The organism is Sporosarcina ureae (assembly GCF_002082015.1).
Classification (GTDB): Bacteria; Bacillota; Bacilli; order Bacillales_A; family Planococcaceae; genus Sporosarcina; species Sporosarcina ureae_A.
Genome location: NZ_CP015109.1, coordinates 1,155,240 through 1,171,501 on the forward strand (window position 1 = coordinate 1,155,240; position 16,262 = coordinate 1,171,501).

The following is a 16,262-nucleotide window of genomic DNA, read 5'->3' on the forward strand; positions in this document are numbered from 1 at the left end:
CCAACTCTTTTCTAATAGGAATTTCCGTGTAATATCCTAGATAGTTATCTCTCTAGCAGTGTACTTTCAACTGTGTTCTTCGTTGAAAGCTTTTCACAAATATTTTCTTTTTGGCGTTCCCACTTTTCATTCACACACAGCTTCCTATTGTTCCCTTCTTTTGCTTTGGTACAGAAAGAACGAAATAGGCTGCTTGAACAATCTTCACATTCGTAAACTTTCACACTTTCTTGTGAAGTGATAACGGTCCGGCCGATTGGAAAAATGATGGAACTCCAGTTATTTATCATCTGGACAAGTAAAAGTAACTGTAGCTTCATCATATGCCCAATTGGCTGTATTGAAAGGGTCGGTTTTGTACTTCTTTTTCGTTTCTTTCCGATAGTGGTTATAGGTAATAAGTGGAATACGCTGTCGGTTTTCAATGACATCTCCTTAATTCTGTTCACTTCCACAACCCGCATCTGCGACAATATAATGCGGTAGATAAAAAAAGCCTTATTCAATGGTATCCAAGAACGGACCCAACAACAAATCTCGTTGGGTCTGTTCTTTTTCGATTTGATGAAGGTTTTGTCCTAGCCTCTTTATTAATAGGAATAATTATTTATTTATGATTATTCATTCCAATTGACAGCATTTGTATTATAGTAAGTCACGCATGTTGATTAACCAAAATTATACAGTATTTAATTGATTGATCCTCCAATGAAAATCTAGGGTTTCATTCAAACTAATACGCCACTCAATTGGCAGCTCACCACAAAGAAACAGGCGTGTAAAACCTGCAAATGACAAGGGTTTTATGTGCTTTACCTTACGACCCTGTACATGAATAAATTTCAGTAAAACATAAGCAATCATAGCCGCAAACAACTGATTGTACACGGCATTTGATGATGTTCCGAACAGCACAGGAACATTCAATTTTGCTTAATCCAACGGAAAAATGACTCGATAGCCCAACGTAATTTGTACATTCCGGCAATTTCTTCTGCTGTTATGTCCATTAAACTGGTCACGACGCGGATATCTTTTCCACGATGGTCTGTAAATTGTACAACGCGATGCCGTTTCTTCGTCTGTTTCTGTAGAGTACCGAGTGTGCACGTGAAATCAGCGGTTACGTTAGAATCTTTAGTCCGCGTACCTTTCAATGATTTCTTCCTATTCAATTGAATATTGTCTTTTAAACGGAGGACAAAATGTTGTTTTTCTTTTTCAGCCACGTAACGATCAACCTTATCAATTGAAAAGTATGCACGGTCACAAACTAAGATAAAGCGTTTATCTTCAAGGCCTATACCTACAGGGCCGTCATTTTTGAGACCTGTTGTTTCAACGATTTGAAGAGGCATCTCTGTTTCATTTGTGAAGCTAACATGTAGTTTTATGCCCGAACGTTCGCCATGATAAACAGCCCAGGGTAAACGTGTTTTTCCAACAGTAATGGTTGTCGAATCAATGAAAAGAAGTGTTTTCGGCATCTTTAACGTGCGACGTGTAGCACGATTTAGCTTGCCAACAACGACTTCGAAAATACGTTTCATAATTGCGTAATCTAACGTTTTCATATGCTTTGACAGTGATGAATGATCCACAGAAATAAGTCCTATACTTGGCCCTACATCGGCTGCGTGGCGCAGGCTCTTCCATTCATTGGTTGCGGCACTAATTAAATAGGAAATGACGGTAGAAACCGTGCATTTTCGAGCTGTATCTGTATAGTTAAACTCCAGTAAAATAGCCTGGAGCTCTGCATCTGAAAGAAATTTTTGAATCAGATTGTAGGACGTGGTATTCTTATTCATGAGAGATTCCTCGTTTCGTCAATGTTGGTGTGGTAACTTACATTGTACAAGAGGGTCTCTCTTTTTTGTAGTTATTTATTGGTAGAAACTAGATAATCAACACGCATGATAGTAAGTACAAGATTATTTAGTTTTTGGAGGATATTCGCTCAGTAATGTCTGTGAAACAGCTTTTGCGAGTACAGCTGACGTTCGATTTAATTCCGCTTCATCATTTCCAATTCCACCCATTTCAACAAGAACAAGACGTTTGTGAAGATCCTGATTATATTTTCCATCCACGCCATGACCGGATTTAAATACGATACTCTTTGTAATATTGGGTACTTCCTTTTCCATTCTGGCCATCAGTTTCTCAGCTAATTCCTGATTCAATTTGAAATTTGCATGATCACCACCGACAACAAATACGACTTGCGCAAATTTTTCCCCTTCATAAGTGATGGTCGTTCTATCCGCATTAAGTGAATCACGATGTATGTCGATTATGATATCATAATCCGTATCCTTCAACGCTTTCTGCACATATGGCCTAGCCACATCATACGATTTATGAAATGGAATTCCTGCTTTATTCATTTCTGCTGTAAAATCAACGTCAATAATATCTGTTTCTAATCCATTGAACTCCAATTGAGACCTAATTGTTTCACTAAGGTTCATAATATTGGCTTCTTCATGGTAAACCGCAATTTTCCCATCATGCTTTAGAGTGATGGGTTCAAATGCTTCCTGCGAATGTGTGGCGTATAAAAGCGCACGCATTTCTGTTTGGACTTCAGGTTCCTGTTCGATTATATTTCCTGCGTAAACTAATTTTCCGTCATCTGATGAAACAACAGCTATTTCTTCCGGTATTTCAACCTGAATCTGTACCAAGACAATTGGAAACAAGAATAGTAAGAAGATGAGTGTACTCCAGATTTTCAACGATTTTTTCATGGACAACCCTCCGTAAACCGATATATGCGGTGTTGGTATGTTAAAGTATTTAACTTACAATAAACCGTCCAATCATCCCTAATTCTTTATGTCCTGGTATCGTACAATAAAATTCATAAATTCCAGATTCAGTAAGGCTAAATGTTAGCGTTTCCGTATTTTCAGGTGCAGCATGAAGATGTAATAAGTTTTTATCTTGTCCATGATTCTGTTCGGATTTCTTTGTTATATTAAAAGAGGAAGTCCGAATTTCAATGTCATGATCAATCTTATCCAAATTTTTGAGAGTTAATGTAATTGGTTTATCTTTCTCAACAAGAATTTTAGTTTTTGAGTACTTCATTTCAGTAGTTTCTATAGCAATAAATTGGCTATTCGTATTAAAGTCTTCTCTATTATTAATTGTTGCTGAATGACCATTATGTTGTAACTGTGTTTTGCAAGAAGAAAGTGCATAAGTTTGCAATGAAAAATACACAAGCTTGCCAGCCTTCAATTTAGTTTTTATCTTTGTCGCGATAAAGCGTTTGTAACTCTGAAACTATCTCCAGTAAAATTCAAAATGTGAGCATGATGGATCACACGATCTACTAATGCGGCAGTTAGTCTAGAATCACTAAATACACGATTCCATTGACTAAACTCCAGGTTTGACGTGATAATCAAGCTTTTCTGTTCGTACCAATCTGAAATAAGTTGGAAAAGGAGCTCAGCTCCTTCTTTGTTGAAGGGTACGTATCCCATCTCATCTAAAATAATTAAATCCACACTTTTGAATCGACCTCTAAACTGCGCTAATTTGCCGTCGCGCCATGCTTTTTCCAATGATTCAGCGAGATCAGAAACTCTGTAAAAGCGTACTTCTAATCCACGCTTACAAGCCTCATAACCTATGCCAGTTGCGAGATGTGTTTTCCCTGTACCTGGTGCTCCAGTTAATATCAAGTTCTCTCTACGACCGATAAAGTCTACCTTACATAGTTCCTCACTATCAATGTGTGCTGGAAAATGAATTTGTTCATTCCATTGAAATGAAGAAAGTGACTTCTTCTGAGTAAATTTAGCTTTCTTTATTAAACGTTCTGATTTTGCTTCCTCTCGGAATTGAAGTTCCTTTTGAAACAACTCATCTAAAAATTGAGTAGGATTCTCGAAAGGGATATCTTCGTAAATCTCATTCACATAAGCCAAGCGTAATGTTTTACAAATACTTTTCAGATTAGAAGTCATCGAGTTTCACCTTCAATCTGTGACGTACTTTGTAACTGATCATACATACTCCAATTAACATCATAAGGATGCTCTTCAGGTTCTTTTAAGACTTCAGATTGGCCACTCAAGAGGTCGTAGAATTCATCATTGATTTGGTTCATATTATGAGTTGCTAATAGCGCTATTAACCAATGTAAACGTTCTTTACGAATCGTCAGATTTGAGATATTGATGTATTCATAAATACGACCTGGAAGATACGGAGAGAACCGTGAATAGCTTACTGCACGCGGTTTACTTAACCAAGATTTTAAGATTGATTGCCAGGGAATCTCACGATTCTTATGCATATAAGGACGGTTGTCTTCATATAGAATCTCTCCGTGAGGAGATAGTACTTTGAATCGGTTCCAATATTTCACAATAGATAAGGATGGATAGTTATTTCCTCTTGGAATATAGACTCTCACTTTATCTAAAGTGATTTCACCATACTTATTAGACTGAACCTTACTCTCTTTAAACACGGGGAATTCTTCATCTGGTAGAGCCAATAAATATTCAAATTCTTCCTCCAAAAGTTTTTGTATCGAGATTTTCTTCTCATAATGAATTCGTTCTCGATCTTTTGTATGCTTTTGCTGCAATAAGTTCGTCAGATGTTCCAAGTTCTCTATAACTGGTGCGGGCGTGATGAAGTTATATCGAACATAGCCAACTTTATTTTCTACATTTCCTTTCTCGTGTCCTGAATACGGATTACAGGCTTGAGGTTCGAATCCGTAATGATTCGCAAACTGTAAGAATTCATTTGCAAACACAGTTTCTTCGTGTTTATTTCTTGGTTTAGTGACAGCGGTTACCATGTTGTCGATTCGGATTTTTCTTGGTACGCCACCTAGCTGCTGAAATATTTTCTTGAGTCCATAGAGAAGACATTCTTGATTTTCTGATGGCAACGGAATTGAATAGGCATCATTACTGAACGGTAGGGTCATAATTAAACAGTGAATATCACGATACTTACCATCTTGTACAGCTTCCATTAACCCGAAATCTAACTGCGCTTCTGCAGGCGGATGTATAAGACGCTCATAGTTTTTATCTGTAGTTTCATCTTCAATATTTTCTCTACTTTCTCGCCACTCTTTAATAAAGTACGATACGGTCCGATAGGAACCTTTGAATCCTAGAGCTTGTAGCCCAGTAAAGATCCCTTGGTTTGTTCTCCGTTTCTTTCTCTTTAGCTTTTGATCTTCCCAAAGCCAATCACTAACAATTTCTCCCCATTTTTCTTCGTACATCATACCGGATCTTTTCAACACTTTCTCTTGAGGCAGTTGGTCTTCATCCGCATACTTTTTAACAGTTCTCCAATTAAGATGTAACGTTTTTGCTATGTGATTTATAGATAATGATTTCTGATTCCTCATTAATTTGATACAATTGATTTCAGGCATTGCCAGCATTCCTCTCAACCTCCACTGATTTGATTCGACACCAATACAGTAGAGAAATTTTGGAAGGCTGGCAAGCCTTTTATTATTATTTTACAATTGCAGCGTTATGTACTTATTCCTTTCAAAACTCTGTACTTCTATCTTGCACTACACAGTAACTTCGAATTCATTAATTCCCCACTCTCTTCCGCGAATGAATTTCCCGAAATTATATACACTGCTATAAAAACAGATAGTAAAACTGGTTTTAAAAACCATCTTTTATTTTCTATTTTAGTTCCTTTTGAACTTTTTAAAATGGTAATCACAAAAATTGTACTGATGGATAAAAATAAAAATATTTTTATCAAATTGATTGACTGATTTACAATAATCATTTCACCTAACATTGCGCCCATCATGCCACCCATTAAGCCGGCCATTACTCCCTCTATCACGCAGAGTATTCCGAAACAAAACCCACATAAAGCACCTGCCAGGATACCTATAGTCATTGATAGTATTGTTGAAAAATATAAATCCCCTTGATAGGTTACACCGAATAGGACACCAGCAGTCAAACCTACATTCATTCCAAAGAACATTGAAATCATCATTCCATGCATCGTTCGAAATCTTTTCCTCCAGATTATTGCTAATGTAACAACGATTAGTGTTAACAAGCCGAGCGAACCTAGTATAAATATTTCATAGTTCCCCATCAATCCCCCACCTCTTAAACTAAAATATATTGATTTTCCATATTCAAATAAAAGATAATATACCTTATAAGGGTATGTAACCAATGTGGACTACATGACTGACATTTGGGGATAATTCTATTATTCTGAGTATAAAAAGAACATATATACTGCATAATTCTTGCATATTTACTAGGTATACTAAAGATATACTTATAATTGGAAAATTGAGGGGGGGTAATTAATTGAGTGTCCAATCATTCACACAATCGCTATGTACCGGAAAATTATTTTACATTCTTTATTTGCTTGTGAACCAAAATGCAATAGCATTCAGGCAAACTTTCCATATTACGAAGTTGAATCAAAAGCAAATTCCAAAAAGTTCATATTCACTGTGGGTTTTATGCAATGGCCCGCTTTGAATCGGAATACGGAAAAGGATCGAAATAAAGCAATTTTGAAATTCAAGGGAACCGAAATCCTTTCATTGACTTTCCTAAATCTATAGAAAAACTAGCTTTTTCCTAGTAAAACACATAGTAAAAAGTCCAGCACAATCAATAAAGTACTATAAAATCATTTTTCCTATTCGAGATGTTAAAACTACACCGCACATGTTGTGTTTTGCAAGAAGAAAGTGCATAAGTTTGCAATGAAAAATACACAAGCTTGCCAGCCTTCAATTTAGTTTTTATCTTTGTCGCGATAAAGCGTTTGTAACTCTGAAACTATCTCCAGTAAAATTCAAAATGTGAGCATGATGGATCACACGATCTACTAATGCGGCAGTTAGTCTAGAATCACTAAATACACGATTCCATTGACTAAACTCCAGGTTTGACGTGATAATCAAGCTTTTCTGTTCGTACCAATCTGAAATAAGTTGGAAAAGGAGCTCAGCTCCTTCTTTGTTGAAGGGTACGTATCCCATCTCATCTAAAATAATTAAATCCACACTTTTGAATCGACCTCTAAACTGCGCTAATTTGCCGTCGCGCCATGCTTTTTCCAATGATTCAGCGAGATCAGAAACTCTGTAAAAGCGTACTTCTAATCCACGCTTACAAGCCTCATAACCTATGCCAGTTGCGAGATGTGTTTTCCCTGTACCTGGTGCTCCAGTTAATATCAAGTTCTCTCTACGACCGATAAAGTCTACCTTACATAGTTCCTCACTATCAATGTGTGCTGGAAAATGAATTTGTTCATTCCATTGAAATGAAGAAAGTGACTTCTTCTGAGTAAATTTAGCTTTCTTTATTAAACGTTCTGATTTTGCTTCCTCTCGGAATTGAAGTTCCTTTTGAAACAACTCATCTAAAAATTGAGTAGGATTCTCGAAAGGGATATCTTCGTAAATCTCATTCACATAAGCCAAGCGTAATGTTTTACAAATACTTTTCAGATTAGAAGTCATCGAGTTTCACCTTCAATCTGTGACGTACTTTGTAACTGATCATACATACTCCAATTAACATCATAAGGATGCTCTTCAGGTTCTTTTAAGACTTCAGATTGGCCACTCAAGAGGTCGTAGAATTCATCATTGATTTGGTTCATATTATGAGTTGCTAATAGCGCTATTAACCAATGTAAACGTTCTTTACGAATCGTCAGATTTGAGATATTGATGTATTCATAAATACGACCTGGAAGATACGGAGAGAACCGTGAATAGCTTACTGCACGCGGTTTACTTAACCAAGATTTTAAGATTGATTGCCAGGGAATCTCACGATTCTTATGCATATAAGGACGGTTGTCTTCATATAGAATCTCTCCGTGAGGAGATAGTACTTTGAATCGGTTCCAATATTTCACAATAGATAAGGATGGATAGTTATTTCCTCTTGGAATATAGACTCTCACTTTATCTAAAGTGATTTCACCATACTTATTAGACTGAACCTTACTCTCTTTAAACACGGGGAATTCTTCATCTGGTAGAGCCAATAAATATTCAAATTCTTCCTCCAAAAGTTTTTGTATCGAGATTTTCTTCTCATAATGAATTCGTTCTCGATCTTTTGTATGCTTTTGCTGCAATAAGTTCGTCAGATGTTCCAAGTTCTCTATAACTGGTGCGGGCGTGATGAAGTTATATCGAACATAGCCAACTTTATTTTCTACATTTCCTTTCTCGTGTCCTGAATACGGATTACAGGCTTGAGGTTCGAATCCGTAATGATTCGCAAACTGTAAGAATTCATTTGCAAACACAGTTTCTTCGTGTTTATTTCTTGGTTTAGTGACAGCGGTTACCATGTTGTCGATTCGGATTTTTCTTGGTACGCCACCTAGCTGCTGAAATATTTTCTTGAGTCCATAGAGAAGACATTCTTGATTTTCTGATGGCAACGGAATTGAATAGGCATCATTACTGAACGGTAGGGTCATAATTAAACAGTGAATATCACGATACTTACCATCTTGTACAGCTTCCATTAACCCGAAATCTAACTGCGCTTCTGCAGGCGGATGTATAAGACGCTCATAGTTTTTATCTGTAGTTTCATCTTCAATATTTTCTCTACTTTCTCGCCACTCTTTAATAAAGTACGATACGGTCCGATAGGAACCTTTGAATCCTAGAGCTTGTAGCCCAGTAAAGATCCCTTGGTTTGTTCTCCGTTTCTTTCTCTTTAGCTTTTGATCTTCCCAAAGCCAATCACTAACAATTTCTCCCCATTTTTCTTCGTACATCATACCGGATCTTTTCAACACTTTCTCTTGAGGCAGTTGGTCTTCATCCGCATACTTTTTAACAGTTCTCCAATTAAGATGTAACGTTTTTGCTATGTGATTTATAGATAATGATTTCTGATTCCTCATTAATTTGATACAATTGATTTCAGGCATTGCCAGCATTCCTCTCAACCTCCACTGATTTGATTCGACACCAATACAGTAGAGAAATTTTGGAAGGCTGGCAAGCCTTTTATTATTATTTTACAATTGCAGCGTTATGTACTTATTCCTTTCAAAACTCTGTACTTCTATCTTGCACTACACACATGTCTGTCATACCTTAGCGCACATTAGAATTGAAGATTATTTACTATATCCAGATAAGCAACTTGGATATTGCATATTTTATGCACAAATTATTGATATACTTAATTTGTACATATTTTGGATAAATTAGAGAGAGGAGTTAATTATATGTCAAATCATTCACACCATCACCATGAAAATAGCGAGCACCTTACTCACAAGAATGCAGATTCTCATCAAGGTCATCATGATCATCACGCCCATATGGTAGAGGATTTCAAAAAGCGCTTCTTTATTTCATTGATTGTGACCGTTCCTATTTTGATTCTGTCACCCATGATTCAAATGTTCCTTGATGTTGACTGGCGTTTCACAGGAGACGTGTACATTTTGTTCGCACTGTCAACATTTGTATTCTTTTATGGGGGATGGCCATTCCTTGCGGGTATAAAAGATGAACTGAAAGATAAAAACCCCGGCATGATGACACTGATTTCATTAGCCATTATAGTGGCCTATGTATATAGCACAGCTGCGGTATTTGGATTCGCGGCAAATGATTTCTTTTGGGAATTAGCTACACTCGTTGACATTATGCTACTTGGCCACTGGATTGAAATGCGCTCAGTAATGGGTGCGTCCAAAGCATTAGAAGAGCTAGCAAAGTTAATGCCTTCCGAAGCTCATCTCATGGACGAGGATGGCAATATTACAGAAGTAGACGTAACGGAGTTAAATAAAGGAGATCGTGTACTCGTCAAGCCTGGCGAAAAAGTGCCGGTAGATGGACAAATACTTGAAGGAAAATCGACAATTGATGAATCGATGCTGACAGGCGAATCAATCCCAGTCGAAAAAGAAGCCGGTGTAGAAGCTATCGGAGGATCCATAAATGGTGAAGGAGCACTTGTCATTTCTGTCATGAAGACCGGAAGTGAAACGTACCTCTCGCAAGTTATCACCTTGGTTAAAGAAGCTCAAGAATCTAAATCACGGGCTCAGGACCTTGCTAACAGAGCTGCAAAATGGTTATTTTATGGCGCACTAGCTGCTGGTTTGCTAACTTTTGTTATCTGGATTTCACTTGGCTATCCCGTATCATTCGCGATGGAAAGAATGGTAACCGTGCTAATTATAGCGTGTCCGCATGCTTTAGGTCTGGCAGCTCCACTAGTAGTCGCCGTCTCAACATCTATAGCAGCCAAAAATGGACTTCTAATACGAGATCGAGCAGCTTTTGAAGGCGCCCGAAATATTGAAGCCGTTGTTTTCGATAAAACAGGAACACTTACAAAAGGTGAATTTGGTGTAACAAACATTTATACATTTAATGATTTCAGTGAGGAAGATGTCATTTCCTATTCGGCTGCAGTCGAGGCTCAATCCCAACATCCTCTTGCAAAAGGAGTAACTAGGAAAGCCGAAGAAATAGGCCTCCCTCTTAAACGAGTAGAAAATTTCCAATCATTGACCGGAAAAGGCTTGGAAGGAACGGTCGATGGAAAGCAGGTCTTAGTCGTCAGTCCTGGCCATGTAAAAGAGTTGAATCTTGAATTTAATAATGTTCAATTCGATAAGTGGTCTTCGGAAGGAAAAACTGTGGTATTCACACTGGTTGACAATAAACTTGCCGGTATGATCGCTCTTGCTGATATTGTCCGCGAAACAGCAAAAGATGCTATCAATCAACTAAAAGAAATGAATATCAAATCTATCATGCTCACAGGTGATAATGTACAAGTAGCACATTATATAGGTGAACAGCTCGGAATGGAAGAAATCTTTGCTGAAGTCCTTCCACACGAAAAGTCTGAAAAGATTCGACATATCCAAGAAGTTGAGCGTCTTCGAACTGCTATGACCGGAGATGGGGTAAACGATGCACCCGCTCTTGCAATAGCCCAACTTGGTATTGCTGTAGGCGCTGGAACAGACGTGGCGATTGAAACAGCTGATGTCGTTCTTGTTAAAAGCAATCCGCTTGATGTTGTAAATGTGATAAAGCTTTCGAGGGCGACCTATCGCAAAATGACACAAAACTTGTGGTGGGCTGCTGGATATAATATTGTTGCAATCCCATTAGCTGCTGGCATTCTTTATAACTATGGAATTGTTCTAAGCCCAGCTGTCGGTGCAATACTAATGTCTCTAAGTACTGTAATCGTTGCAATTAATGCACGTTTATTGAAAATTTAATACAGTGCAGATCTAAATAGCAAGTGCCAATACAAAAAACGCCATGGAAAATCTCCACGGCGTTTTTGTATACATCATAATCAATAGTGTACTTTCGTCTATTGATAATAAAATCTGATTCCCCTCTTAAAATGACCCTAATTTCCAAAGTCCTTTTCTATTCATCCTGATAAGTCACATCCACTTTCCGAACATAACGCCTAGCAATAAAAATAACGACTGCGGCGACAATAGCCGTAACGGACAATAGCTGCGCGGCTCTTAGGTCTCCAATGACATATAGGCTATCTGCCCTCATTCCCTCTATGAAAAACCGGCCGGTGGAATACCACACGAGATAAAACAGAAACATTTCGCCACGTTTTACATTCACTCTACGTAACCAAATAATGATAATAAGCCCTACAATGTTCCATAGCGATTCATAAAGGAACGTCGGATGATATGTCACGCCATCAATCATCATTTGATTCATTATCCATTCTGGAATGACTGTCGTTTCAAGAAACTTCTCCGTAACAGGTCCACCGTGCGCTTCTTGGTTCATGAAATTGCCCCATCGGCCGATAATTTGACCTATCAGAAGTCCAGCAACTGCAATATCAGCCGTTTTCCAAAATGAAACGCCCCGATGCTTCGTATATATATATGCCGTAATAAAAGCACCTATCAATGCTCCATGGATGGCGATACCGCCCTCCCAAACTTGAATAATTTGCCCTGGGTTCTCTTTATAGTAACCCCAAGAGAAAATGACGTAATAGATCCGCGCACTAATGATTGAAATCGGAACTGCCCAAATAAGTAAATCCGTCAAAAAATCTGGATGCATCCCACGTTTCATCATTTCTTTCTGGACAACAACGAATGCAAGAACGATGCCGAGTGCTATCAAAATACCATACCAACGGACATCAATCGGTCCTAGTGAAAATGCAACAGGGTTTATTGCTAATAGATTAGTCATGTATCAACCTCTTCCCTCTTGATGATTAATAGGTGTATATTCTTACGCGTATGAATGCAACCCTGCAATAATCAAGTTAACCGCAATTAGATTAAACATGATGATGATAAATCCGATAACCGCAAGCCAGGCCGATTTCTTGCCTTCCCATCCACGGGATAGCCGTAGATGAAGATAAGCGGCATAGAATAGCCATGTAATAAGTGCCCATACTTCTTTCGGGTCCCATCCCCAAAATCTAGACCATGCTTCCTGTGCCCAAATCATAGCGAAAATGAGGGCACCGAGGGTAAACACCGGGAATCCAATTAAGACGGATCGGTAACCGATTTCGTCCATAACTTGAGAATTAGCCTTTTTCGCAAATGGCTGGAACAATGTTGCAACTGGACGACGTAAAACAAGTCGAAGCAACAAATAAAGAACGGTGCCAGTTGCAACTGACCAGACGAGTGTTGTCAATGTCTTCCCGTTGACGATTGCAGGCATTTCCGCAAATGGCGTCATTTTATCTGGGGTTAGTGATTCATACTCATTCATACCAAATAAAGGCGGGTAGTTATATACGATTTGAGCTTGTTGTTCACTTTGAGTAATATAGGTGAATTTCGCTTCATATCCCATAGCAGCAAACGTCGAAGCAGACAAGATGAAACCGACAACAAGAATTAGTGTGAACATAACCGATTCCAACCAAAATCGTTGTTTCGACAATTTTGTTAAGTCGACATTTTTCAATAGAAACACGAGCCCTGCCACTGCACTGATTGCGAGAATCGCCTCACCGATTGCAGCTGTAATAACGTGAACTGTCAACCAGTAGCTTTGTAACGCTGGGATAAGCGGTGCAAGTTCTCTTGGAAACATACTTGCATAACCAATGATAATGATCGCAAGTGGCAACGCAAACAAGCCAAGTGAAGGTGTTCTGTAAATGAAAAACAATAAGATGAACGCCCCTACAACCATCATCCCGAATGCAGTCGTAAATTCAAACATATTACTTACCGGCACATGTCCAGATGCAATCCAACGTAGAACAAAGTATCCTAAATGTGTAATGAATCCGATGATTGTAATAACAATCGCGATATTTCCCCAACGATTATTTTTATACGTAGCTTCTGAATTTGAACCTTTTACCGCACCTCCGAAGAACATCGTTGCAATGAGATAAGCAACAAACGAGACGAGAAGTAAATTAGCACTTAAAGATGCAAGTTCCATTATGAGTTGTCCCCTTTCACTTCATCCATACTGGACTCAGTATCTTGCCTATCTTCATAAAGTGGCAAGTTTGCAAAATCTTTTACTTTATCTAGATCCTCTTTTAAGCCAAACCAGTTTTTATTTGTGTGTCCAGCAAGGAATAGCTCATTGCCTTCCCCCTCTTGAATCCATATTCTTCTATGATTCCAATAGGACCCTTGAGCAACGCCAATCATAAAAATAATTCCTCCGACAAGCAAGATATACAATGTTTTGTCTTTGCGGATAACAAGCCCAGTAGTATCACGTGTTTCTGCACTGACAAACTTTGCTTTATAATCATTCGGTTCCGTTTCAAGTGTACTTCGTATGGCAACAAAACTCATTTCACCGGCTGGCTTGTCCGGTGTCACCATTTTGAAAATGAATGCAGGATTGTTCGGAACTGGTGACTTGGATTTCGGCTTACCATCCTCAGTACCATCATAATCTGGATAAAAGTCCTTTAGTTCCACATACGTATCTTCTCCTAGTCGATAGATCGATTCAGGATTGATAAGATCAACAGTAAATTCACCAAGTGATGTGTCCGATGCTTTTTCAGTCAGACTGAATGTCATCGATTTTAGTTCATCGAGACGATAATCCATTTGAAAAACATTATATCCGTCAAAGTTAAGCGGCTTGTTGACAATGATGGAATAATCTTTGACAAATTCCAGTTGTTCGGACTGGCCTGGAAGCCCGCCCTCCGCTTCTTTATATAACGTGACATCCGATTGGTAGTTTTTCACGATAGTTCCAACGCGGTCTATTGCCTCACCAAATACTTCGTCTTCTCCTTTAGAATATGTATCAATAATAAATTCATTGTTCTTTAAATAGTACCCCGGTGCACCAGGGAGTGAACGCGTCTCTCCTTCACGAAGCCAGAGTGTTTCATCGACATAAAAACCTGGAAGACCTCGCAGTAGAACACCAAGGAGAAAGATAATCAGCCCTGTATGATTGACATATGGACCCCACCTTGAAAATCGACCTTTTTCTGCTAATAGCGCACCATCTTCGGCTTTTATATTGTAACGTAACGCTTTTAGTTTCTCTTCTGCTTTAGCCATTGACCCGTCGGCATCTTCAACTGAACCAAAACCATAGATTCGTTGCCTTCTCAAGAATGATACATGACGCTTCGTACGTTGCTTTTTCAATGATTTGTATAAAGGCACAACCCGATCAATGCTGGCGACTATGATAGAAATACCAAGCATTCCAATGAGCGTAATGAACCACCAGCTATTGTACATATCATAAAATCCAAGCTTATAATATAGAACGCCGGCAGTACCATAATACTTTTCATAATAAGCTGCAATATCCACTTCCCTTACAACAGGGACAAATAACTTTTGCGGAAATAAAGTTCCAATTGCTGAAGTTGTAAGAACTGCAATAATAATACTAACGCCTATTTTCACACTAGAGAAGAAGTTCCAAACTTTATCAATAATAGACTTTTTATATGTTTGCGATCTTCTTGCAGAACCTTCGTAACGCATATCAATCAGTTTACTTTTTTTCGCTTCTTCTGTTTGTGGCCTCCCACACCGTTCACAAAGTACTGTACCAAATGGGTTTTCATGTCCACATTGGCATCTAATTTTGCTCATCTTGAATTGACTCCTCCTTCATTTATATTATTTATGGATGAAAGCATATAATATTTCATCCATACTCCATAAATTCTTCTATAGTTAAGTGTACTGGCTAATTATGCAGTATTAATGGAATTCATTAGACAAGTATGTGAACGATTATATTTAGGTATTTTCCTTTTGCAATATAAAATAATCCCATAGAAAAAGCCCGCACAATGGCGGACTTTTTCTATGGGATTATTATGATTACTCGCACTCTTATTCAGCGTTCTTCTATGGTGCATAAGTAAATCGATGAAAGCTATGTCCTTTCTGCTTCTATGTCAGAACCCCATAAACCCACCAAAAAACGGACTCAGCCATATGATGATATATGTTAAACCATCAAAGAAAAGGAGTATACCAAGTGCTATCATTAAGTAGCCCCCGACTTTCGTTATTGTTCGGTTGTATTTTTGGATCCATTTAACACGTGTGATAAAAATTGAAAGTAGGAAAAATGGTATTGCAAACCCTAAAACATAGACAAGCATATACCACATCCCAGACCCTGGGTTTTGTGCAGCCATCATGAAAACAGCTCCCGTGATTGGTCCAGTACATGGCGTCCATCCCGCTGCAAATGCTAGGCCTATAAGGAATGTTCCAATATAGCCGGCCGGTCGATTCTTAAATTGTAATTTTTTCTCCTTCATTAAAAACTTAGGCGTAAAGAAACCAAGAATCATCAAACCGAAGATGACAATAAAAATCGCACCTATCTGACGGAGTAAATCTTGATACTGATAAAAAAACGTACCGACAAGTGATGAGCTATATCCTAGAAAGATAAAGATAACCGAAAAACCGAGTAGGAAAACAATCGTATGGAGAATTCCACTTTTCCGAGATTTCCCTTTATCCGAGTTCATTTCATCAAGTGACATACCCGTTATGTAAGATATAAAGGCTGGATATAACGGTAATGTACACGGGGATATAAAGTTTAAAAAACCAGCACCAAATGCAAGAAACAAGTTCAAATCTGCAAACATTTATCTAGGCTCCTTTTCTGTAAAAATCCAAAAAACAAAATAAACAAATGCACCGGAGGCCTTCATTTCATTTAGCAGAGGCTTGGCCCCTCGCTGAAT

12 protein-coding genes and 2 pseudogenes are annotated in these 16,262 nt (G+C 38.2%); 1 reads left to right on the forward strand and 13 read right to left on the reverse strand.

What is annotated here, in order from left to right; all coding sequences use genetic code 11:
* Positions 1 to 65: 65 nt before the first annotated feature.
* The 9 genes and pseudogenes from SporoP17a_RS16975 to istA (SporoP17a_RS05750) all read right to left on the reverse strand — a co-directional run.
* Positions 66 to 522, reverse strand: a pseudogene (locus SporoP17a_RS16975) (transposase); the annotation flags it as partial.
* A 156-nt stretch (positions 523 to 678) separates the two neighbouring features.
* A pseudogene (locus SporoP17a_RS05715) lies at positions 679 to 1,811 on the reverse strand (IS4 family transposase).
* Positions 1,812 to 1,934: 123 nt separating this feature from the next.
* The gene (gene spoIIP / locus SporoP17a_RS05720) at positions 1,935 to 2,753 is read right to left on the reverse strand and encodes a stage II sporulation protein P (protein WP_083033515.1); all 819 of its coding nucleotides are present in this window, start codon (positions 2,751 to 2,753) and stop codon (positions 1,935 to 1,937) included.
* A 49-nt stretch (positions 2,754 to 2,802) separates the two neighbouring features.
* Positions 2,803 to 3,249, reverse strand: coding sequence for a plastocyanin/azurin family copper-binding protein (locus tag SporoP17a_RS05725; protein WP_237262390.1), 447 nt, complete (start codon positions 3,247 to 3,249; stop codon positions 2,803 to 2,805).
* Positions 3,250 to 3,257: 8 nt separating this feature from the next.
* A complete protein-coding gene (gene istB / locus SporoP17a_RS05730) occupies positions 3,258 to 3,983 on the reverse strand; it encodes an IS21-like element helper ATPase IstB (protein ID WP_083033518.1) in 726 nt (241 codons plus the stop codon).
* Positions 3,980 to 5,434 (reverse strand): IS21 family transposase, encoded by a 1,455-nt coding sequence (istA, locus tag SporoP17a_RS05735; RefSeq protein ID WP_083033520.1) that lies wholly within the window; start codon positions 5,432 to 5,434, stop codon positions 3,980 to 3,982. The genes istB (SporoP17a_RS05730) and istA (SporoP17a_RS05735) overlap by 4 nt, the downstream gene beginning before the upstream one ends.
* Positions 5,435 to 5,562: 128 nt before the next feature.
* Positions 5,563 to 6,126, reverse strand: coding sequence for a hypothetical protein (locus SporoP17a_RS05740; protein WP_208859815.1), 564 nt, complete (start codon positions 6,124 to 6,126; stop codon positions 5,563 to 5,565).
* A 673-nt stretch (positions 6,127 to 6,799) separates the two neighbouring features.
* Positions 6,800 to 7,525: an IS21-like element helper ATPase IstB gene (istB, locus tag SporoP17a_RS05745; RefSeq protein ID WP_083033518.1), complete on the reverse strand. Its 726-nt coding sequence runs from the start codon at positions 7,523 to 7,525 to the stop codon at positions 6,800 to 6,802.
* Complete coding sequence (gene istA, locus SporoP17a_RS05750; RefSeq protein WP_083033520.1) at positions 7,522 to 8,976, reverse strand: IS21 family transposase; 1,455 nt, start codon at positions 8,974 to 8,976, stop codon at positions 7,522 to 7,524. Before istA (SporoP17a_RS05750) ends, istB (SporoP17a_RS05745) begins: the two co-directional genes overlap by 4 nt.
* A 294-nt stretch (positions 8,977 to 9,270) precedes the next feature.
* On the opposite strand from istA (SporoP17a_RS05750), the gene SporoP17a_RS05755 reads away from it, so the two are divergent.
* Entirely contained in the window at positions 9,271 to 11,298 is a 2,028-nt protein-coding gene (locus SporoP17a_RS05755) for a copper-translocating P-type ATPase (protein WP_083033522.1), read from the forward strand.
* 157 nt (positions 11,299 to 11,455) lie between these two features.
* On the opposite strand, the gene lgt is transcribed toward SporoP17a_RS05755, so the two are convergent.
* The 4 genes from lgt to SporoP17a_RS05775 form a co-directional block, all read right to left on the reverse strand.
* Complete coding sequence (lgt, locus tag SporoP17a_RS05760; protein WP_083033524.1) at positions 11,456 to 12,265, reverse strand: prolipoprotein diacylglyceryl transferase; 810 nt, start codon at positions 12,263 to 12,265, stop codon at positions 11,456 to 11,458.
* Between the two features lie 42 nt (positions 12,266 to 12,307).
* Positions 12,308 to 13,492, reverse strand: a complete 1,185-nt coding sequence (gene ccsB, locus SporoP17a_RS05765; RefSeq protein ID WP_083033527.1) for a c-type cytochrome biogenesis protein CcsB — start codon at positions 13,490 to 13,492, stop codon at positions 12,308 to 12,310.
* Positions 13,492 to 15,141 (reverse strand): cytochrome c biogenesis protein ResB, encoded by a 1,650-nt coding sequence (gene resB / locus SporoP17a_RS05770; protein ID WP_083033529.1) that lies wholly within the window; start codon positions 15,139 to 15,141, stop codon positions 13,492 to 13,494. The genes ccsB and resB overlap by 1 nt, the downstream gene beginning before the upstream one ends.
* 311 nt (positions 15,142 to 15,452) lie before the next feature.
* Entirely contained in the window at positions 15,453 to 16,163 is a 711-nt protein-coding gene (locus tag SporoP17a_RS05775) for a cytochrome c biogenesis CcdA family protein (protein ID WP_083033531.1), read from the reverse strand.
* Positions 16,164 to 16,262 lie beyond the last annotated feature (99 nt).